Below are 19,298 nucleotides of genomic sequence, written 5' to 3' on the forward strand. Positions count from 1 at the left end.
GGAATATTATTCCTTTACTTGCGAGATCATAAGTTTTCGGACTTCGGATCATGATCATGATAGCAAGTCATGAACATGTTGAGTAATTTTTCATTATTTTCTACGGCCCGCGTTTTAGTGGTCGAAGATGCATTGACGCTGGTGACGCAGTACCGTATCCATCTGCAAACTTTGGGCGTGGCATCTCCCGTTGTGGCCTCTGATGTGGCCGAGGCCCTGACCCAATTGGATTTGGGGCCGTGGGATCTTGCGTTGATCGATATCGGCTTGCCGGATGGTTCGGGTTTTGAGGTCATGCAGCGGTTACTCGCTCGCTGGCCTGAGTGTGCAGTAGTGGTGATCAGTGGGTTGGAGTCCATGGATTTGGCGGTGCAAGCGGCGCACGCGGGGGCATTGGATTTCCTGCAAAAACCATTTCAACCCGAACGATTGATCATCACGTTGCGCAATGCCTTGCAAACGGCATCGATGAGTCGGCAGCTCAAGGGCTGGACAACCCAAAAAAGCGACCGTTTTTATGGTTTTATCGGACGCAGTGAGGTGATGCAATCGATTTACTTGACCATCCAGACGATTGCGAAGAGCCATGCTCCTGTGTTCGTGTATGGTGAATCGGGTGCCGGGAAGGAGTTGGCTGCTGATGCCATACATCAAACCAGCGAACGCGCTCAAAGACCGTTTGTGCCCGTCAATTGCGCCTCTATCCCTCTAGATTTGATTGAAAGTGAGCTTTTTGGCCACGTGCGTGGTGCATTCACTGGCGCTCATGCAGACCGAGATGGCGCGTTTGTCTTGGCTGATGGCGGGACACTTTTTTTAGACGAAATTGCCGAGTTGGACATTCAGGTGCAGGCCAAACTTTTGCGTGTATTGCAAACGGGTGAGTTGCGGCGCTTGGGAGACAGTCGAACCAAAATTGTGAATGTGCGTGTAGTTTGCGCGTCCCACCGTGATTTGCATGCGTGTGTCCGAAACGGAACATTCCGTGAAGATCTTTTTTATCGGCTGCATGTTATTCCACTGACCTTGCCGCCATTGCGTGAACGTGGCCAGGATATTTTGCTGCTAGCGCACCATTTTTTGAAGTTGTATGCCAAGCAAGAAGGCAAGCAGTTAGAGGGATTCACACCTGAAGCTCAGTCCGTTTTGCTGCGACACCCATGGCCCGGTAATGTGCGCGAGTTAATTAATACGGTGCGAGCTGTGGTGGCATTGAATTCAGGTGATTTGGTTGATTTGGCCATGTTGCCATCCAGAGTTAAAAATGAGATCGATTGGGCAACAGCCAATCCCGCAAATAAAGTTTCTGAAAATGATATACGGATTACCCCGTTGGCTGAATTAGAGCGTTTGGAAATATCTCGCGCATTGAATTATTTCAATAAAAATATTTTGAATGCATCTCAGGCATTGGGTATCCATCCTTCCACTTTGCACCGAAAGTTGAAATCCATGAACTTCGATTCAAATCGGATTTGATGTATGTGCTTGTCCTAAATTGAATTTTTAAGGCCGCCAAATTCTTTGCCATTGCCAGTCAATACCACTTTCTGTGGCTTACTCACACCTCGTCCAGATTGTTCATTTGTTCTCGAACAAACTTTTTCTGTCAACTGACTTATGACTGTTTAGCTCTAGAGCTCAGGATCTAGTCTTTCTCGCGGCCTCAAACACCCATTGGCGCTTGCGCATGCGCTTCAAATCTGGCTGATGGGCGTTGCGGTGAGTGTGCCGCCATGACTACTTCATCCCATTCCAAAATCTTATGACCAGGCAAGAGGTCCATGATGTTTTGAATGAATGTTTGGCGTGATACCGGTTTAGACCAAACAGCGTCCATGCCAGATTGCAGGCAACTGGTAATGTCTTCGTCAAAAGTGGCTGCGGTCAGCGCAATCAGAGGTTGACGGGCATTAAGTGGTTCTTCGGCACGGATGGCGCGCGCCACTTCAAAGCCGTCCATCACTGGCATGTGGCAATCCAGTATCACCAGGTCGTATTTGTTTTTGCGCCAGTAGTCCATGGCAATTGCACCATTGGAGGCAAAGTCGGCGGGGATGTTGGCATCCTTTAAAAATTGCTTCAGGATTTCGCTGGTGAGTAAGTTGTCTTCTGCGACCAGCAGCCGTATGTGATGCTCGGATGCGGACGCAAGTTCAGTGGATAGGGTGGGGGGCGCAGGTTGGCTGCGCTCAAGGCAGCGCTCTACGGTTGTTGCCCAGGTGGCATGTCTTGCGGGTTCATGGATGGTCAGCGAATCGAAAGTATCCATTGAGTTTTGCGCTTGCCTGAGTGAGCCAACCCTGATTTTGCAAATATCGTTTGTTGTCGATTGTTCTTGCAGCCATGTGCTTTCATCACACACCTGAACAGAAAAATCGCCCTGAGATAACGGTTCTGTGCAAAACGGAACGCCCAGCAATCGCAGATGGGTGCACACGCTGACTCTGAGCAAGTCATCTTTGATGCTCAAGTGCCATGGCGTTGGGTGCAGGCGTGGTTCTGGCGCCTGCTGGATGACTTCGACGGGCAAGGTGATTTCAATTTCGGTGCCCAGTCCCTCTGTACTGCGCATCACCAATTGCCCATTCATCAACTCGACCAACTGCTTGACAATCACCAGACCTAGGCCGGTGCCTCCATAGCGGCGACTGCTGCTGGCGTCGGCTTGCTGGAATGGCTGGAACAAGGCCTGTTGGGCTGATTCAGAGATACCGATGCCCGTGTCGGTGATCTTGAGTTTGAGTAGGCTGTGCTCAGCCTGGGTCTGCAGTTCTGCGTGCAATCGGACCCAACCTTGTTGGGTGAACTTGAAAGCATTGCCGAGCAGGTTGGAGACCACTTGGCCCAACCTGAATCCATCGAGCTTGATTTGCAACTGTGGGGGCAGATCCAGTGTGCAATAAAAGTCGACCTGTCCTAACTGCACCTGCGGAGTGAAGGTCTGAGCGATGTCTTCGAGCACCTGCAGGGGATGGGTAGGTTGGGCGTCAAGAGGCAGCGCGTTGGCCTCAAGACGTGAGAAATCAAGAACGTTGTTCAACAAGCCAAGTAAATGTTGCCCAGAGTTCTGAATCATCTGGACGTAACGCTGCTGTTCATTTGGTGAAGAGGTCTGCTCGAGCAGTTCTGTCGCGCCAAGAACGCCCATCAATGGTGTTCTTAATTCATGGCTCATGTTGGCCAGGAATCTGGCGCGCAGGTGTGCTGATTCGCGTTCTGTGCGCAACTGGGTAGCTGCGCTCACTTGACGAGTCAAGATTCGAGACAGCCACATTGCACCCGCTGTCATGGCCACAAGTGTGGCGATCAGCATGAGAAGCAGCAGCTCCCAAGCAGTTGACCAGCGCGCATTCAATGGGGCGGAACGCAAGCTCATGTCGATGACCAGGCCCACATCTTTCAGGGACACTTGTTCGCGCCAGGTCGTTGTGTTTTCTAATGGATCATGTTTGTCGGGGTATTTGTACAGCGACTTTTGTCCATGTGTCAGCGATAAATCCAGACCATAGGTTTCTGCTGTCGTGTTGACCCAGTGCGCCCAACTTGCTGTCGGCAAAACGCCGGCCACAACCCCTTGGAACTGTCCTTGCGCGTCCCAAACAGGCAATACACGAGCCACTGCTGTTTCTGTGGACGTGGAGTTCGATAGGGTGAAAATGTCACCCATCCCGTGTCGGCGTGCTTCTTGTAACAGGACTTCTGCGGTCCATGGCATGTTTTTGGCGGGCAAAGACAGCATGGTTTCCCCTTGCGGGCCTAAGATAAAAAGGTGCTCATAAGGCGAGCCGGGCCCTTGCAATCGGCCTTTGAAGAAGGCATCTTTTTCGGTGAGTGAAACACCTAATCGCTCGAATGATTCACAAGTGTGTAACAGGACGTCGTCAAGATGCTGGATCTGACCTTGCATGCGCCATTGGAGCATGCGTGTGGCTGCTTGTGCTTCATTCCAGGCGCTTTTGGTGAGCTGGTCGCGCAGGCTTACGGCATAGAGCAACGAAATACCACCCAACAGGATGACCAGGACGGCCCAGCTGCCCCAAATAAATTTGCGGCGAATTTGCGCCCAAGCCGGATCGGAATTTGTTTGTGTGCGTTTATGTTTGTCGATCACATCGATTCCGATAATTTTTGTTTTTCATGATTAATTAATGGTTTCGTGAAAATTATGATTGCTTATTGTTCTATTTGATTTTTCCGCAAAACAATAGCGGAAATCTTTTCTCTTTTTTGTGAAAAATCAATAAAATAAATCATGTATGAGCTGGTTTTTAGAAAAAATTACACCTACCTCTCGGCCATATTCGATTGTTTCTACGGTCTAGCGGTAAGGTGGACGATTGGCAATCGACCTGATGCCGTGCTGGTCAACACTAAGTTGGATGCGGCCATCAAAACAGCTACGGTTCGTGAGGGCAGGCCTGTTGTTTATTAGGATAGTGGCGATCACAATCTCTGGAGCGGATGGCTCTTTCGCATGAATGATGCAAATTTGGTTTGGTCTCTGTCACGCAAGGGTGTTCGCCTGACAACGTCGAGTGTGAAGGATTCTTTGGGAAGTTGAAGACTGAAGTGTTCTTCCACCCGACTGGCAGAGCGTCACCGTCAAGCAGTTTATCCAAACCGTTCACGCTCATGATGTGACACACTAGTCCTTACTGCGCCAAGTAGAGGTGCGAACGCCCTAGGGGAGCGGCTTTCTTGGCAGTTTTGTTTCAAAACGTCGGTATTTAATAATAAGTACCTATGGTTTGAAATATCTGAAGCCAACGAGGGATGGTGGTCCGGATGATGAGTAGACCAGCCAAAGCGGTGGCTACGATAATCACCGCTCATTCACTCTCTAGCGCTACCCAGCATGATTGAGCGTGAATAGGAGGTTGGTCATTGGCCAGCCGCCCGCTACCAAAAAATGGAAAAGCCACTGATTTCGGTCAGTGGCTTTTTTCATTCTGACCTGCCGCTAGGGGCGCCACACGCCATGGGCAATGGTCACAAGGCGAAGTCCTTTCGATTTCGCTGTGGCAATCGCAGCAAACAGCAGCAGGTTGCCTCAGCGTTGCGTGGCTTGCTCGTAAAGGTGCTTGACCTTGGGCAGATTGGCTTCCAGCTCTTGAATGCGGTTGGCGCCGCTGGGGTGGGTGGACAGGAATGAAGCGTTGTTGTTGCTGCCAGATGCGGCCTGCATTTTTTTCCACAGGGCGACACTGGCTTCGGGTTTGTAGCCGGCGCGCACGGCGATTTCCAGACCTACCAGATCGGCCTCGGTTTCGTCGTCGCGGCTGTATTTGAGGGTGAGCAATTGTGTGCCCATGTTCGCGGCCACGTCGCCCAGCTGGCCCAGGCCCAGCAGTTGCGAAGCAATCGATAGACCCATGCCGGTCACCTTGCTTTTGGCCATGCGTTCGCGGGCGTGTTCGCGCAAGGCGTGGGCCATTTCGTGGCCCATGATCATGGCGGCTTCGTCGTCGGTCAGCTGCAACTGATCCAGGATGCCTGTGTAGAAGGCGATCTTGCCGCCGGGCATGCACCAGGCGTTGAGCTGTTTGCTGCCGATCAGGTTGACTTGCCACTTCCATTCTTTGGCGCGTGGGTTCCACTGCGTGGTGAAGGGGATCAGCCGTTTGGCGATCTCGTGCAGGCGCTGCAATTGGGGGTGGCCTTCGGGAGCCAGTACGTTTTTGGACCGGGCATCGGCAATGACTTGCGCATACTGCTGACGAGCAGAGTTTTCAAGCGTCTCGGCAGGCACCAAGTTGCGCATGCTGGACGCGGAGCCCACGTCCACTTGCGCCAGGGCCGTACCCGCTGCTGTTGTGCCCGCGGCCAACAAGAAGCCCCGGCGGGCGTTCCAGCGGTGTTCGCTGGGCGCGGTCGAGGTGGTGGAGGGGGTTTTGAGGTCGCAGAGCCAACACATGGTGACAAATGATAACCAAGAAGTTGTCATGGAGCCTGGCCTGATAATTCGAGCATGACGGAAAACAACAGTCCCTTGGCAGCCCCTGTGCGCAGCTGGCGCGAATCCCTGAGCTTGTATTTGCAGCCGGCCAGTTTGCGCATGCTGCTGCTGGGGTTTTCGGCGGGCTTGCCGCTCTTGCTGGTGCTGGGCACCTTGAGCTTTCGCCTGCGTGAGGCGGGCATTGACCGCAGCACGATTGGCTACCTGAGCTGGGTGGGGCTGGCCTATGGCGTCAAGTGGATGTGGGCCCCGCTGGTGGACCGATTGCCGATTCCTTTTTTGACAGCGCGTCTGGGCCGCCGCCGCAGCTGGTTGCTGCTCTCGCAAGTGGTCATCATGGCCGGCTTGGTGGGCATGGCCTTGAACGATCCCTCGCAGCTGTTGGGTCCCTTGGTGGCGTGTGCCTTGGCGGTGGCGTTTGCATCGGCCACACAAGACATTGCGTTGGACGCTTACCGCATCGAATCGGCCGAAGCCAATGCGCAAGCGGCATTGGCGGCCACTTACCAGACGGGTTACCGCCTGGCCATGATCTGGGCAGGTGCGGGCGTGCTTTGGATTGCCGCCCGTGCGCAAGGCACCGAAACCGGCTATGTGCAAGCAGCCTGGCAAGCCGCTTATTTGGTGATGGCCCTGAGCCTGTTGCCGGGCATGTTGATGGTGTTGGGTTCGCCCGAGCCGGTGCCAGCGCCCATGAAGCCTGCCCGCAATGCGGCCGAATGGTTGCAAGGCGCTGTGATCGACCCGTTTGCCGACTTTTGGCGCCGCTACCGCTGGCAGGCGGTGCTGGTCTTGTCTCTGATCGCGGTGTACCGCATCAGCGATGTGGTCATGGGCATCATGGCCAACCCGTTTTATGTGGACATGGGCTACACCAAGGATGAGGTGGCCGCTGTGACCAAGGTCTATGGCGTGGTGATGACCTTGGTGGGTGCCTTTGTCGGTGGCGTGCTGTCTGCACGCTGGGGCGTGATGCGCATCTTGATGCTGGGCGCCATCCTGAGCGCGGCCACCAATTTGCTGTTTGCATGGCTGAGCGGTGTGGGTCACGACGTGACGGCGCTGATTTGGGTGGTGTCAGCGGACAACCTGGCCAGCGGCATCGCGTCGGCAGCGTTCATCGCCTATTTGTCTTCACTGACCAACATCAGCTATTCGGCGACGCAATACGCGCTGCTGAGCTCAATGATGCTGCTGCTGCCCAAATTCATCGCAGGGTTTTCTGGCGACTTTGTGAACGCCTACGGCTACGCCAGCTTCTTCCACGCCACCGCCTGGATGGGCTTGCCGGTGCTGATCCTGGTGGCCTTGGCTTCCCGGGTGCATGCCCGCGCAGATCAGTACTGATTTACCCAGCTTTACAAAGCCGATACGCCGTTCTTGTACCTGCAGGCGAAGATGTGCCCATGCAACAACTTTTGATGATCGAAGACGATGTCCGCCTGGCGGGCATGGTGTCGGAATACCTGGGCGCTTCTGGGTTTTTGGTCAGCCATGCCCCAGATGCGAAGACCGGCTTGACCCGCCTGCAATCGGCAGGTGTGGACCTCGTGATCCTGGACCTGATGCTGCCCGACATGGATGGCTTGCAGGTTTGCCAGCGCATCCGGGCCTTACCCAGCGCATTGGGCCAGGTGCCGGTGCTCATGCTCACAGCCAAGGGGGATCCGATGGACCGCATCATTGGCCTGGAGATGGGCGCAGACGACTACCTGCCCAAACCGTTTGAGCCCAGGGAACTGCTGGCCCGTATCAAGGCCATCTTGCGCCGCAAAGGCACAGACTCCCCAAGTCCCACACAAACCATGAATTTCGGCTCTTTGGAAATTGACCGCGATGCCCGCCGAGTATTGGTCAAAGGCCATCCTTGTGAATTGACCTCGTATCAATTTGACCTGCTGGTGGCGCTGGCTGAGCGTGCAGGGCGTGTGCTGACGCGTGACCAGATCATGGAAGCGGTGCGCGGTCGAGAGCTGGAAGCGTTTGACCGTTCGATCGATGTGCACATGGGGCGCATTCGCGCGGCCATTGAGGCTGACCCGAAAGCGCCGCAGCGCATCTTGACGGTGCGGGGTGTCGGATATGTGTTTGCACGTCAGCAGGCTTGAGTGATGTTCAAAGGCTTGTCTCGGCATTTGTACCTGCGCATCTGGCTGGCTGTGGTGGCCGGCGTGGCGGTGCTGATGTTGGTGGTGGGCTGGTTTTGGCGCGCCAGTGTGGAGCACAACACGCCGCCGCCCATGCCGCGGGACTGGGTGATCATGACCCCTGGCGGCGATGTGTTGGGCACATCGGCACCGCGCCACCGCCCCGGCATGCCATTGAATTTTGAGTTCGTCATGCCCGATGGGCGCGAGATGCAATTGCAGATCCAGCGCAAGTGGGAGGATGGCCGTCCACCGCCGCGCATGCACCGCGAGCCGCCTTGGTGGGCGGCACCGCCTTATGGTTTTTTTTGGATGCTGGGCTTGATCGGTCTGGCTGTGGCACTGGGTTTGTACCCGGTGGTGCGCCGCTTGACGCAGCGTCTGGAAGGCTTGCAGCGCGGGGTGCAGCGCTGGGGCGAGGGCGATTTGTCGGCCCGAGTACCGGTGCAAGGCGACGATGAAGTGGCCGATTTGTCGCAGCGCTTTAACCAAGCCGCCGAGCGCATCGAGGGCTTGATGGCTTCGCAAAAGTCTTTGTTGGCCAATGCCTCGCATGAGCTGCGCTCGCCCATGGCACGCATTCGCATGGGGCTGGAACTGATGGAGGTGAGCAGCGAGGCAGCCTTGCACCAGCGCACCCGTCAGGAAATTTTGCGCAACATGGCCGAGCTGGACCAATTGATCGATGAGATTTTGCTGGCCAGCCGATTGGACGCCAAGGAAGCCGATATGGGCACCGTGGAAGCGGTGGACTTGGTGGGCCTGTGCGCCGAGGAGTGCGCACGCGTGGGCGCTTGGCTCGACGTGCCCGAAGGCATGCACACCCTCGAAGTGCAGGGCGTGGCCAAATTGCTGCGCCGCATGGTGCGCAACCTGCTGGAGAACGCACGCCGCTATGGCGCCTTGACGGCAGAGGGCGAAGGCATCGCGCTGTCCCTGCGCTCAGAAAACCAGCAAGTGCTGTTGACCGTGTGCGACAACGGCCCCGGTGTGCCATCTGAATACCGAGAACGCATCTTTGAGCCCTTCTTCAGACTGCCCGGCGCCAGCGAACGTGTGGGCGGTGTGGGCCTGGGGCTGGCGCTTGTCAAATCGATTGTGGAGCGTCACCAAGGGGTGGTGCGCTGCACGGCGCGGGAGGGGTGTGGGGCTTGTTTTGAGGTGAAGTTAACTTTGCCAGCCGTGAATTAGCTTGGTGGAGTTTCAAATTAAACAATGCGGTTTCGTTCGAAAGGAATGATGCACAGCCCGATCAATTGCTGAACCATTTTTTCAAGCGATCAATTCGACTGGGCTGGATGCTGACGCTGATCCCATCTCCAATATGGCTGCAGTAGCCAGGTGTCAGATAGGCGACGTGCTGACCCCATGAGCGCATGTGCCTGGAAACATGGCGTTCTTTTTTGAACTGATGAAAGCCACCCAAGCGATTCCAATTGTCCAGCGATGCAATGTGTGGGTTGAATGTGTATCCGTGCCATTGTTCATGCATGGGATCCAGTCGTTTGTAGGTCAGTCCCGATCCTTCGCAGGTCAAAATTTTTGATGCTTCCTCCTCATTCATGGGGATGTCTTCGACCTTGCGCAAGCAAACTTCACTGATTTCTGGCTTGGATTGCAGTAAGTTCAATACGGATTGGACGGGAATGTCCCCCTCGAACAACCAATCGTCTTCGCAATGGAAAACGTACTTGGTTTTCACCAGTTTGTACATTGCATCAACGGCTTGGTGATGTCCAACCTGCTTGTGTAGATTGATCAATGTGCCTTGAGGACACATTTTTAGGAACATCTCATTGGTTGGCGCGTCTCTGAAATCGTTGATGGCGATGATGTGCTGGAACTCAATTTTGGGCAGCAAGCTCAGCAGTGTTTTTTCCAAAGGTTCGGGTCGATTCCCTATGGTCAGACACAAGGTGATTTCGTGTGGCATGAAAACCTTTGAAGGCAGTTGGGTGCTGATGAAAGGCGTTTAACGACTGACGTTTTCAGTCAACAGATCACGGTCGTATTCCAGTGCCACGTATCTGAAGAAGCATTCCAAAGCGACGAAGTAGCAGTAGAGAAAGCCGGGGCCGCCGTCGAGAAAACCGCCTTGCAAAATATAGGTCTTCAAGAACGAAGACAAGGCAGACAAGGTGCCTCGTCCAATGCCGCCGCGTTTGCCCGCTGAATGCCTTTTGGCCGCACCCAGCATGGCGTATTGGGTGAGTTTCTCAAGGCTGGCGCGGATGCTTTGCCTTGAATGGTGTAGCAGTCGGTGCTTCATCACGCTGCGCTGGATTTGACTGTTGACGCTTAGCACCGCTTCTTCGTGGACCACGCCTTTGTAGTGATCGATCAATGCTCTGGGGAATAAGCGTTCCATACTGGCATTGGACTTGAAGTGCTTGAGCACATGGCCGTAGGCCACAACGGTCCAGCGCACTTTCCAGACGCCCGAAGCACCCGATTGAACGATGCTTTGGAGTTCTGTTCTCAGCTCAGGTGTGATGACCTCATCCGCGTCTAGAAAAAAGATGTAGTCGCTGCCGACCTTTTCGAGCAATCGGTTGCGCTGAACGGCGAAGCCTTGCCAATCGGCGCTGGTAAAGGTCTTGGCGCCCAATTTTTGGGCAATGTCCAGAGTGTTGTCGGTGCTGCCACTGTCAAGCACGATCACTTCATCTGCAAAAAGGGCGCTCTCAATGCAGCGCCCAATCAGACGGGATTCGTTTTTGGTCAGGATGCCAATCGCAAGGCTTGGCAAGGGCTTGTTGTTCATCAAGATCCACCGTGGGTGAGGAAGGAGGGTCCTTCGGATTTGACGATGCCTTGGGCGGTCCATGCGCGTCCTGATCGGCGAACCGACTTCATGTAGCGCTTGTTTGCAGCTGCCACGACAGGGTCTGCATAGCCACGCGCATGTTCAATGTGCAGCAGCGGGGCTGTGTACCGGTTGTGTCTTCCACGGATACCCGCGTTGTTCATTCGAACACCCATTTCCACGTCTTCTGCACCGTACTTCATAGCCTCGTCAAAGCCATTGACTTTGAGCAAATCGGCTCGCCAACCTGCGCTGTTGCAGCCGTTCCAGACTTTCTTGACCGGGGAAATGCGTTCCAAAAAATTGGCAAATACCAAGGGGAGAGACGCCGTTTTTAGCCATGTTCCTAGACGAGTGACGCATCCGTTGGCTTTGAGCCAGTCGAGCTGAAAGATGCGCTTGGAAGTGATCAGTTCATCGGTCAACAAAGAGTTGACCGTCAAGGGCATGCGGATCAGGCTGCCACTGACAAAAAGGCTCGGTTGGCGCAGGTCGAAGTGGCGCTGGATGTAGCCAGGGGACGCTACGCAATCACCGTCAATGAAGATCAGGTAATCGGCACCGGAGGATGCAATGGCTTTGTTGAGTATTTCGTTTTTGGCAAAGCCGTTGTCGGGATGCCACACATGGCGAAAACGATCTTCACCCAAACGCATGCGCCAAGAATCTACGACATTTTGGGTATCGGGACCGGAGCCATCGTCAGCGATGCACACTCGGAAATTTTGGGTGCTTTGCCCCTTCAAGCCCAACAGTGCGAAGTGAAGCGCTGTCGGGTTGTTGAAGGTGGTGACAATGACTTCGGTGCTGACCATCTGGCGTTCAGTGCCCGTGGCTCACAACCTCACCGGCCTTGAGTTTGTATTCAGTGCCGCAATAAGGGCACTTGGCCTGGCCGGTTTTGGCCACGTCCAGGTAGACCTTGGGGTGGCTGTTCCACAGTTTCATGTCGGCTTTGGGGCTGGGGCAGAACACGCCGCCTTGGGGGTTCAGATCCGATGCCAGAAGTTCAATGGTGTTGCTCATGGTTGATGTCCTTAAACCAAAGTCAGCCAGTGGGCGTACTTGGGGTTGCGGCCGTTGACGATGTCAAAGAACGCGGATTGGATTTTTTCGGTGATGGGGCCTCGGCTGCCAGCGCCCAGCTGGATGCGGTCCAGTTCACGGATCGGTGTCACTTCTGCAGCCGTGCCGGTGAAGAAGGCTTCGTCGGCGATGTAGATCTCGTCGCGGGTGATGCGCTTTTGCACGATCTCCAGGCCCAGATCTTTAGCGATGTGGAACACCGTGTTGCGGGTGATGCCGTTCAAGGCGCCAGCCGACAAGTCGGGCGTGTAGATGACGCCGTCTTTGACCACAAAGATGTTTTCGCCAGCGCCTTCCGACACAAAGCCCGAGGTGTCGAGCAACAGGGCTTCGTCGTAACCTTCGTCGGTCACTTCCATATTGGCCAAGATCGAGTTGGTGTAGTTGCTCACTGCCTTGGCCTGCGTCATGGTGATGTTGACGTGGTGGCGGGTGTAGCTCGAAGTCTTCACGCGGATGCCGCGTTTCATGCCGTCTTCGCCGAGGTACGCACCCCAGGTCCAGGCCGCGACCATCAGATGGATGGTGTTGCCCTTGGGGCTCACGCCCAGCTTCTTGTCGCCGATCCAGGTCAAGGGGCGGATGTAGCCGCTTTCCAAGTTGTTTTCACGGACCACATCGCGTTGCGCTTGGTTGACTTGGTCTTTGGTGAAGGGGATGGCCATGCGCAAGATCTTGGCGCTGTTGAACAGGCGGTCGGTGTGCTCTTGCAGGCGGAAGATGGCAGTGCCTTGCTCGGTCTTGTAGGCGCGCACGCCTTCAAAAGCGCCGCAGCCGTAGTGCAAGGTGTGGCTCAGCACGTGGATCTTGGCATCGCGCCAATCGACCATCTGGCCGTCCATCCAGATTTTGCCGTCGCGGTCAGACATGGAGGGGATCACAACGCTCATCTTGGGTCCTGATTAAAAAAAGTGATTTGCAGATTGCAAAAGGAAGCATTTTACGGGCTGAGAAGGCCGATTCAGGCTGGCCTGTGCAGAGACCATTCGGCCAATTTGCCGCCCACAAAGGTGCAGGTGACGCAGGATTGACCGGCATCGGTCCAGGTGAAGACTTCGGGTTGCTCGTCTTTGGGGCTTTGCAGGCTGCCCAGCGAACGGGTCATGGCAATCACATGCATCAGGCTGACGCCTTTTTTGAGCTTGGCGTTGAGCATGACGGCGCTGGCCACATGGCCAATCGGCCGGTCTGCGGCTTTTTTGAGGATGGTCAGTAAGCGCGTGAAGTGCAGCAAGATCCACATGACCACGCCGCCACCGGCCAGCGCGATACCGGCCCAGCCAAATTGGTTCCAGGCGCCGATGGTCAAAACGATGATGGCCACAGGGGCCAAGATTTTCGAGAAATTCATGGGGTGGGATTGTGCCTTGCGCAGATTCAGTCCAAGCCCCGCACCACCTGCATCGCTTCTTCTATCCTGTCCACCGGGTAAATCGTCAGGCCCTCGAATGCCTTGTCGTTTTTCTTGGGGGTATTGGCTTTGGGCACCACGGCCACTTTGAAGCCCAGCTTGGCGGCTTCTTTGAGGCGGTCTTGGCCGCGCGGGGCAGGGCGCACTTCGCCGGCCAGGCCCACTTCGCCAAAGGCGATGAAGCCTTTGGGCAGCGGCTTGCCACGCAGGCTGCTGGTGATGGCCAGCATCACCGCCAGGTCGGCTGCGGGCTCGCTGATGCGCACGCCGCCCACGGCGTTCACAAACACGTCTTGGTCCATGCAGGCCACGCCCGCATGGCGGTGCAGCACGGCCAGAAGCATGGCCAGGCGGTCGCGGTCCAGGCCCACGCTCAAGCGACGGGGTGATGGGCCGCCACTGTCTACCAGGGCCTGAATCTCCACCAACAGCGGGCGTGTGCCTTCGAGCGTGACCATCACGCAGCTGCCTGGCACGGGCTCGGCGTGTTGGCTCAAGAAAATCGCGCTGGGGTTGCTCACGCCTTTGAGGCCTTTTTCGGTCATGGCAAAAACGCCGATTTCGTTCACCGCGCCAAAACGGTTCTTGATGGCGCGGATCAGGCGGAAGTTCGAATGCGTGTCGCCTTCAAAGTAGAGCACCGTGTCCACCATGTGCTCCAGTACTCGGGGGCCAGCCAGGGCGCCTTCTTTGGTCACATGGCCGACCAGCACGATGGTGGTGCCGGTGGATTTGGCGGTGCGCGTGAGGTGCGCGGCGCACTCGCGCACCTGCGCCACCGAGCCGGGCGCGCTGGTCAATTGGTCTGAGTACACCGTCTGGATCGAGTCGATGATGGCGATGCCCGGCTGGCGCGACTGCAGGGTGTGCAGGATTTTTTCGAGCTGGATTTCGGGCAACACTGGGACTTGCGAATCAGGCAAGCCCAGACGCCGCGAACGCATGGCCACCTGCGCGCCGCTTTCTTCGCCTGTCACATACAGCGTGTTCATGCCGCTGCGTTGCAAGGCGTCCACCGCCTGCAGCAGCAGGGTCGATTTGCCAATGCCCGGGTCGCCGCCGATCAGCACCACGCCGCCCTCGACCATGCCGCCGCCCAGCACGCGGTCCAGCTCGTCGATGCCCGTGGGGTGGCGTTCAAAATCAGCCGCCTCAATTTGCGACAGCGGCAGCACATCGGATGTGGGGGCCAGAGAGGCATGCACCGATCCAAAGCGGTTTTTGCCCGCTGCCGGTTCGGCAGAGCCTTCGATCAGGGTGTTCCAGGCGTTGCAGCTGGGGCATTTGCCCATCCAGCGGGCACTGGTGCCACCGCATTCGGTGCAGGTGAATATCGATTTGTCTTTGGCCATGGGTCGGGTGCAAACGGGTGAGCGCTGTAGTGTGCCTGATCAAGCCCGCCACGCAGCGATGAAGTCTTGCGTGATGTCACCGGCCGGGCGTGACTGGATGTGCGCTGTGTTTTGGCCTGCCCAAAGAGGCGTGAAATCGCTGCAGCCCTGGGCTTCGGCCACTGCGCGCAAAGGGGCCATGGCCGCCGTGGCCAAGGGGAATGCGGGCGCCAGGGGGCTGATGGGGCCCTGTTCGCGCATGACGCGGTTGACGATGCCCCGCGCGGGCCGGCCGGTGAACACATTGGTCAAGGCGGTGTGCCTCGCAGCGCTCGACTGCAAGGCGGCGCGGTGCAAGGCGCTGGTGCTGGCTTCGTCGCTGCACAAATAAGCGGTGCCGATTTGCACCGCTGCAGCGCCCAAAGCCTTGGCCGCGCGAACGCCCGCTGCACTGGCGATGCCCCCTGCAGCAATGACCGGGATGTTCACCGCCTGCTCGATCTGGGGCAGCAAGGCGAAGGTGCCGATTTGGGTGCTGAGGTCTTCTGACAGGAACATGCCCCGGTGACCGCCAGCCTCCAGCCCTTGGGCAATGACGGCATCGGCACCGTGGGCTTGCAGCCACAGCGCTTCGTCCACTGTGGTGGCAGACGAAAAGATTCGCGAGCCCCAGCTTTTGACACGCTGGACCAGCTCGGCCGAAGGCAAGCCAAAGTGAAAGCTCACCACCGCTGGGCGAAAGGCCTCCAGCACATCGGCCGCTTCGTGGTTGAAGGGCAGGCGGCCGGGGCCGCTGGCGATGGCTTGTGCATCCAGGCCCAGCTCACGGTAACTGGGTGTCAAGGCTTCTCGCCAGGCGGCCTCGCGCAGGGCATCGTGTGTCGGCTGTGCGTGGCAAAAGAAGTTGACGTTGAAGGGCTTGTCCGTGGCTTGGCGCAGGGCTTGCAATTGCGCTTGCAAGTCACTGGCACTGAGCATGGCGGCGGGCAGGGACCCTAGGCCGCCCGCAAGGCAGACGGCAGCGACCAAACGGTGGTTTTGCACGCCGGCCATCGGGGCTTGGATGATGGGGGCCGCCAACCCCAGACTTTCAAAAAATGCGTCCATGCCTTCACTGTAATGGTTTGCCCTGAGTGTCGCCCAGGCTTCATTCATTTAACATGTTAAATAAATGAGCAAGCCCACCCCTTTCGTTCACCGCAATTTGCCGCGTCTGCTGCTGCAGGCGCGCGAAGCGGTCATGGCCCACACTCGGCCGAGCTTGCGCGAGCATGGCCTGTCAGACCAGCAGTGGCGGGTGTTGCGGGTGCTCGGGGAGCATGCCGCCGACCCGGCGGGCACTGAAACCGGCCGCGTAGCCCGAGAGGCTTACCTGCTCGGGCCCAGTTTGACGGGCGTGCTCACGCGCATGGAGCGCGATGGCCTGATTGAGCGGGCGCGCTGCCCACAAGACGCCCGACGAACCGTGGTGCGCGCCACTGCGCTGGGCCTGGACAAGGTGCAGGCCTTGTCCCAAACGATCGAGGCGCACTACAGCTGGATGGAGCAGCAACTGGGCAAGGCCAAGCTGGGGCAGTTGTACGTGCTGCTTGACGAGTTGATTGCGCTCGAAACCCCTGACACAGAATCGCCAGAAACGCTGGCCGAGGAAGAAGAACGATGAACCCGTGGACACCCACATGGCAGCCTCAGGGCACGGTGTACGGCACCTTGCTCAACTTTCGCCGCGAATGGGACCTGTGGTCCCCGCGCATGATGCAAGACCCGCACAAAGCCGCGCCCAAGGCGCCCGTGCTCTACGTCAAGACGGCCAACACCTTCAGCCCGGCTGGGCAAGACCTGTTGTTGCAAGACGGCGTCACGGAAGTCGACATCGGCGCCTCGCTGGGCCTGGTGATCGGGCGCGACGGCCAGGTGGCGGGCGCTGCGCTGCTGAACGACTGGGCTGTGCCGCACGCCAGTTATTACCGTCCGCCGGTCAAGTTCCGCTGCCGCGATGGTTTTCTGGCTTTGCCTGAGCAGGTCACGGCTGGCCAGGTGCAGGATTGGGCCGCGCTGCAGATCGCGGTGCGCCGCAACGGCGATTGGGTGCAGACCGTGGACCTGCGCGAGTTGATGCGCGACTTGCCTGCCTTGCTGTCCGATGTGGGCGAATTCATGACGCTGCAGCCCGGGGATGTGCTGATGGTCGGCACCGATTGTCTGGCGGACGGCTCACGGCCACGCGCCAAGGCTGGCGATCGGGTGGAGATTTCTGCACCAGGGTTTGATGCTGTTGTCACCACGGTGGGAGGTGCCGCATGAAGCACGCACGCATTGCCTGGTCCGGCGCCATCCAGCAAGCTGTTGAATCCGATGGGCAGTTGCTCATCACACAAGGCCCGCACAAGGGCCGCCGTGTGGCCTTTGACGAAGTCGTCTGGCTGCCGCCGTTGGCGCCCGTGCCGCAAGCGCGCACCGTGATCGCGCTGGGCTTGAACTACGCCGACCATGCCAAGGAACTGGCCTTCAAGGCGCCTGAAGAGCCGCTGGCCTTCATGAAGGGCGAAGCCTCGTTGATCGGGCACAAAGCCTTCACCCAGCGACCGTCGGAAGTGGCCTACATGCACTACGAGTGCGAGCTGGCCGTGGTGGTGGGCCGCACCGCCCGCCGGGTGAAGAAGGCCGATGCATATGGCTACATTGCGGGCTACACCGTGGCCAACGACTACGCCATCCGCGACTACTTGGAAAACTGGTACCGCCCCAATCTGCGGGTGAAAAACCGCGACACCTGCACGCCCATTGGCCCCTGGCTGGTCGATGCAGCGGATGTACCCAACCCGATGGCACTCAAGCTGCAGACCACCGTCAACGACAAAGTCACCCAAAGCGGCAGCACCGCCGACATGATTTTCGATGTGCCCACGCTGATCGAATATTTCAGCAGCTTCATGACCCTCAACCCCGGCGACCTGATCCTGACGGGCACGCCCGACGGCATCGTGGATTGCCAACCCGGCGACGTGATCGTCACCGAGATCGAAGGCATCGGCGCATTGACCAACACCATCGTGAAAGCCACCCCATGAAAATCGACCACCTGATCAACGGCCAGAGTGTCGCAGGCAGCAACTACTTTGAAAGCATCAACCCCGCCACACAAGAGGTGCTCGCCGAAGTCGCCTCGGGCGGCGAAGCAGAAGTCAATGCCGCTGTCGCTGCCGCCAAAGCCGCCTTCCCCCAGTGGGCCGCCACGCCCGCCACCGAGCGTGCCAAGATCATGCGCAAATTGGGCGACCTGATCACCCAGCATGTGCCTGACATTTCGGAGACCGAGACGAAAGACTGCGGCCAGACCATCAGCCAGACCGGCAAGCAATTGGTGCCGCGTGCGGCCGACAACTTCCACTACTTTGCCGAGATGTGCACCCGCGTGGACGGCCACACCTACCCCACGCCCACGCACCTGAACTACACCCTGTTCCATCCGGTGGGCGTGTGCGCCCTCATCAGCCCCTGGAACGTGCCCTTCATGACCGCCACCTGGAAGGTCGCGCCGTGCCTGGCTTTTGGTAACACCGCTGTGCTCAAGATGAGCGAGCTCTCGCCCATGACCGCTGCCCGTTTGGGCGAGCTGGCGCTGGAAGCCGGCGTGCCCGCTGGTGTGCTCAATCTGGTGCACGGTTACGGCAAAGAAGCGGGCGAGCCGCTGGTCTCGCACCGCGACGTGCGGGCGATTTCCTTCACCGGCTCCACCGTCACGGGCAACCGCATCGTACAAAGCGCGGGGCTCAAGAAGTTCAGCATGGAGCTCGGCGGCAAGAGTCCGTTTGTGATTTTTGAAGACGCTGATTTAGACCGCGCTCTGGACGCCGCCATCTTCATGATCTTCAGCAACAACGGTGAGCGCTGCACCGCAGGCAGCCGCATCCTGGTGCAACAAAGCATCTACGCCGACTTTGCGGCCAAGTTTGCCGAGCGCGCCAAACGCATCACCGTGGGCGATCCGCTCGATGAAAAAACCATCGTCGGTCCCATGATCTCTAAGGCCCACTTGGCGAAGGTGCGCAGCTACATCGAACTCGGCCCCAAAGAGGGTGCAACCATGCTGTGTGGCGGACTTCAACAACCCGGCTATGCCGCTGACCTGACCGCGCATGTGAAGAACGGCAACTTCGTCTGGCCCACCGTGTTTGCCGACGTCGACAACCGCATGCGCATCGCACAAGAAGAAATCTTTGGACCCGTGGCCTGCCTGATTCCGTTCAAGGACGAGGCCGACGCGATTGAAAAAGCCAACGACATCGAATATGGCCTCTCCAGCTATGTCTGGACCGAGAACCTGGGCCGCGCCCACCGCGTGGCCGCTGCGGTGGAAGCGGGCATGTGCTTTGTCAACAGCCAAAACGTGCGCGACCTGCGCCAGCCCTTTGGAGGCACCAAGGCCAGCGGCACGGGCCGCGAGGGCGGCACCTGGAGCTACGAAGTGTTCTGTGAGCCCAAAAACGTGGCGGTCTCGATGGGCTCGCACCACATTCCGCATTGGGGCGTTTGAGTACAACGACTTTCAAACTGG

18 protein-coding genes and 1 pseudogene are annotated in these 19,298 nt (G+C 57.6%); 9 read left to right on the forward strand and 10 right to left on the reverse strand.

Annotation, left to right across the window (positions count from 1 at the left end; translation table 11 throughout):
* Positions 1-69 precede the first annotated feature (69 nt).
* Entirely contained in the window at positions 70-1,479 is a 1,410-nt protein-coding gene (locus tag QLQ16_RS04645; RefSeq protein WP_283223528.1) for a sigma-54-dependent transcriptional regulator, read from the forward strand.
* 187 nt (positions 1,480-1,666) lie between these two features.
* On the opposite strand, the gene QLQ16_RS04650 is transcribed toward QLQ16_RS04645, so the two are convergent.
* A complete protein-coding gene (locus QLQ16_RS04650) occupies positions 1,667-4,114 on the reverse strand; it encodes an ATP-binding protein (RefSeq protein WP_283223529.1) in 2,448 nt (815 codons plus the stop codon).
* A gap of 174 nt (positions 4,115-4,288) precedes the next feature.
* On the opposite strand from QLQ16_RS04650, the pseudogene QLQ16_RS04655 reads away from it, so the two are divergent.
* Positions 4,289-4,628: pseudogene (locus QLQ16_RS04655) on the forward strand (IS3 family transposase); the annotation flags it as partial.
* A gap of 425 nt (positions 4,629-5,053) precedes the next feature.
* Here the strand turns inward: QLQ16_RS04655 and QLQ16_RS04660 are convergent.
* Positions 5,054-5,917, reverse strand: coding sequence for a M48 family metallopeptidase (locus tag QLQ16_RS04660; RefSeq protein ID WP_283223530.1), 864 nt, complete (start codon positions 5,915-5,917; stop codon positions 5,054-5,056).
* A 54-nt stretch (positions 5,918-5,971) separates the two neighbouring features.
* Here QLQ16_RS04660 and QLQ16_RS04665 point away from each other — a divergent pair, with 54 nt between their 5' ends.
* Genes QLQ16_RS04665 through QLQ16_RS04675 form a run of 3 tightly spaced genes read left to right on the forward strand, consistent with a single transcriptional unit; the run spans position 5,972 to position 9,297 of the window.
* Positions 5,972-7,306 (forward strand): AmpG family muropeptide MFS transporter, encoded by a 1,335-nt coding sequence (locus QLQ16_RS04665; protein WP_283223531.1) that lies wholly within the window; start codon positions 5,972-5,974, stop codon positions 7,304-7,306.
* 59 nt (positions 7,307-7,365) lie between these two features.
* Complete coding sequence (locus tag QLQ16_RS04670; protein WP_283223532.1) at positions 7,366-8,067, forward strand: response regulator; 702 nt, start codon at positions 7,366-7,368, stop codon at positions 8,065-8,067.
* A 3-nt stretch (positions 8,068-8,070) separates the two neighbouring features.
* A complete protein-coding gene (locus QLQ16_RS04675) occupies positions 8,071-9,297 on the forward strand; it encodes a sensor histidine kinase (protein WP_283223867.1) in 1,227 nt (408 codons plus the stop codon).
* 61 nt (positions 9,298-9,358) lie between these two features.
* Here the strand turns inward: QLQ16_RS04675 and QLQ16_RS04680 are convergent, their stop codons facing one another.
* The 8 genes from QLQ16_RS04680 to QLQ16_RS04715 form a co-directional block, all read right to left on the reverse strand.
* Positions 9,359-10,039 carry a hypothetical protein gene (locus QLQ16_RS04680; protein WP_283223533.1) on the reverse strand — a complete coding sequence of 227 codons (681 nt, stop codon included), beginning with the start codon at positions 10,037-10,039 and terminating at the stop codon, positions 9,359-9,361.
* A 39-nt stretch (positions 10,040-10,078) separates the two neighbouring features.
* Entirely contained in the window at positions 10,079-10,870 is a 792-nt protein-coding gene (locus QLQ16_RS04685; protein ID WP_283223534.1) for a glycosyltransferase family 2 protein, read from the reverse strand.
* On the reverse strand, positions 10,870-11,727 hold the full coding sequence (locus QLQ16_RS04690) for a glycosyltransferase (RefSeq protein WP_283223535.1): 858 nt from the start codon (positions 11,725-11,727) through the stop codon (positions 10,870-10,872). The genes QLQ16_RS04685 and QLQ16_RS04690 overlap by 1 nt, the downstream gene beginning before the upstream one ends.
* Before the next feature lie 7 nt (positions 11,728-11,734).
* Positions 11,735-11,938: a zinc-finger domain-containing protein gene (locus QLQ16_RS04695; protein ID WP_283223536.1), complete on the reverse strand. Its 204-nt coding sequence runs from the start codon at positions 11,936-11,938 to the stop codon at positions 11,735-11,737.
* Positions 11,939-11,949: 11 nt separating this feature from the next.
* Positions 11,950-12,888 (reverse strand): branched-chain amino acid transaminase, encoded by a 939-nt coding sequence (locus QLQ16_RS04700; RefSeq protein WP_283223537.1) that lies wholly within the window; start codon positions 12,886-12,888, stop codon positions 11,950-11,952.
* Positions 12,889-12,959: 71 nt separating this feature from the next.
* On the reverse strand, positions 12,960-13,349 hold the full coding sequence (locus tag QLQ16_RS04705) for a glycerate kinase (protein WP_283223538.1): 390 nt from the start codon (positions 13,347-13,349) through the stop codon (positions 12,960-12,962).
* A 26-nt stretch (positions 13,350-13,375) separates the two neighbouring features.
* On the reverse strand, positions 13,376-14,761 hold the full coding sequence (radA, locus tag QLQ16_RS04710; RefSeq protein WP_283223539.1) for a DNA repair protein RadA: 1,386 nt from the start codon (positions 14,759-14,761) through the stop codon (positions 13,376-13,378).
* A gap of 39 nt (positions 14,762-14,800) precedes the next feature.
* On the reverse strand, positions 14,801-15,847 hold the full coding sequence (locus QLQ16_RS04715) for an NAD(P)H-dependent flavin oxidoreductase (protein WP_283223540.1): 1,047 nt from the start codon (positions 15,845-15,847) through the stop codon (positions 14,801-14,803).
* A gap of 64 nt (positions 15,848-15,911) precedes the next feature.
* Between QLQ16_RS04715 and hpaR the strand changes: the two genes are divergently transcribed.
* From hpaR to hpaE, 4 genes are read left to right on the forward strand one after another with little or no spacing between them, the layout of a single operon-like run.
* On the forward strand, positions 15,912-16,403 hold the full coding sequence (gene hpaR, locus QLQ16_RS04720) for a homoprotocatechuate degradation operon regulator HpaR (RefSeq protein WP_283223541.1): 492 nt from the start codon (positions 15,912-15,914) through the stop codon (positions 16,401-16,403).
* Entirely contained in the window at positions 16,400-17,044 is a 645-nt protein-coding gene (locus QLQ16_RS04725; protein WP_283223542.1) for a fumarylacetoacetate hydrolase family protein, read from the forward strand. The genes hpaR and QLQ16_RS04725 overlap by 4 nt, the downstream gene beginning before the upstream one ends.
* Positions 17,041-17,811 (forward strand): fumarylacetoacetate hydrolase family protein, encoded by a 771-nt coding sequence (locus QLQ16_RS04730; RefSeq protein WP_283223543.1) that lies wholly within the window; start codon positions 17,041-17,043, stop codon positions 17,809-17,811. Before QLQ16_RS04725 ends, QLQ16_RS04730 begins: the two co-directional genes overlap by 4 nt.
* The gene (gene hpaE / locus QLQ16_RS04735) at positions 17,808-19,277 is read left to right on the forward strand and encodes a 5-carboxymethyl-2-hydroxymuconate semialdehyde dehydrogenase (protein WP_283223544.1); all 1,470 of its coding nucleotides are present in this window, start codon (positions 17,808-17,810) and stop codon (positions 19,275-19,277) included. Before QLQ16_RS04730 ends, hpaE begins: the two co-directional genes overlap by 4 nt.
* The last annotated feature ends 21 nt before the right edge of the window (positions 19,278-19,298 follow it).

It is taken from the genome of Limnohabitans lacus (genome assembly GCF_030053395.1).
Lineage (GTDB): Bacteria > Pseudomonadota > Gammaproteobacteria > Burkholderiales > Burkholderiaceae_C > Limnohabitans_A > Limnohabitans_A lacus.

What these genes read in the sequence shown, in the direction of transcription:
- QLQ16_RS04645 (WP_283223528.1), top strand. Translation starts at nt 70, where the DNA reads ATGAACATGTTGAGTAATTTTTCATTATTTTCTACGGCCCGCGTTTTA.
- QLQ16_RS04660 (WP_283223530.1), bottom strand. Translation starts at nt 5,917, where the DNA reads ATGTGTTGGCTCTGCGACCTCAAAACCCCCTCCACCACCTCGACCGCG.
- QLQ16_RS04665 (WP_283223531.1), top strand. Translation starts at nt 5,972, where the DNA reads ATGACGGAAAACAACAGTCCCTTGGCAGCCCCTGTGCGCAGCTGGCGC.
- QLQ16_RS04670 (WP_283223532.1), top strand. Translation starts at nt 7,366, where the DNA reads ATGCAACAACTTTTGATGATCGAAGACGATGTCCGCCTGGCGGGCATG.
- QLQ16_RS04675 (WP_283223867.1), top strand. Translation starts at nt 8,071, where the DNA reads ATGTTCAAAGGCTTGTCTCGGCATTTGTACCTGCGCATCTGGCTGGCT.
- QLQ16_RS04680 (WP_283223533.1), bottom strand. Translation starts at nt 10,039, where the DNA reads ATGCCACACGAAATCACCTTGTGTCTGACCATAGGGAATCGACCCGAA.
- QLQ16_RS04685 (WP_283223534.1), bottom strand. Translation starts at nt 10,870, where the DNA reads ATGAACAACAAGCCCTTGCCAAGCCTTGCGATTGGCATCCTGACCAAA.
- QLQ16_RS04690 (WP_283223535.1), bottom strand. Translation starts at nt 11,727, where the DNA reads ATGGTCAGCACCGAAGTCATTGTCACCACCTTCAACAACCCGACAGCG.
- QLQ16_RS04695 (WP_283223536.1), bottom strand. Translation starts at nt 11,938, where the DNA reads ATGAGCAACACCATTGAACTTCTGGCATCGGATCTGAACCCCCAAGGC.
- QLQ16_RS04700 (WP_283223537.1), bottom strand. Translation starts at nt 12,888, where the DNA reads ATGAGCGTTGTGATCCCCTCCATGTCTGACCGCGACGGCAAAATCTGG.
- QLQ16_RS04705 (WP_283223538.1), bottom strand. Translation starts at nt 13,349, where the DNA reads ATGAATTTCTCGAAAATCTTGGCCCCTGTGGCCATCATCGTTTTGACC.
- radA (WP_283223539.1), bottom strand. Translation starts at nt 14,761, where the DNA reads ATGGCCAAAGACAAATCGATATTCACCTGCACCGAATGCGGTGGCACC.
- QLQ16_RS04715 (WP_283223540.1), bottom strand. Translation starts at nt 15,847, where the DNA reads ATGGACGCATTTTTTGAAAGTCTGGGGTTGGCGGCCCCCATCATCCAA.
- hpaR (WP_283223541.1), top strand. Translation starts at nt 15,912, where the DNA reads ATGAGCAAGCCCACCCCTTTCGTTCACCGCAATTTGCCGCGTCTGCTG.
- QLQ16_RS04725 (WP_283223542.1), top strand. Translation starts at nt 16,400, where the DNA reads ATGAACCCGTGGACACCCACATGGCAGCCTCAGGGCACGGTGTACGGC.
- QLQ16_RS04730 (WP_283223543.1), top strand. Translation starts at nt 17,041, where the DNA reads ATGAAGCACGCACGCATTGCCTGGTCCGGCGCCATCCAGCAAGCTGTT.
- hpaE (WP_283223544.1), top strand. Translation starts at nt 17,808, where the DNA reads ATGAAAATCGACCACCTGATCAACGGCCAGAGTGTCGCAGGCAGCAAC.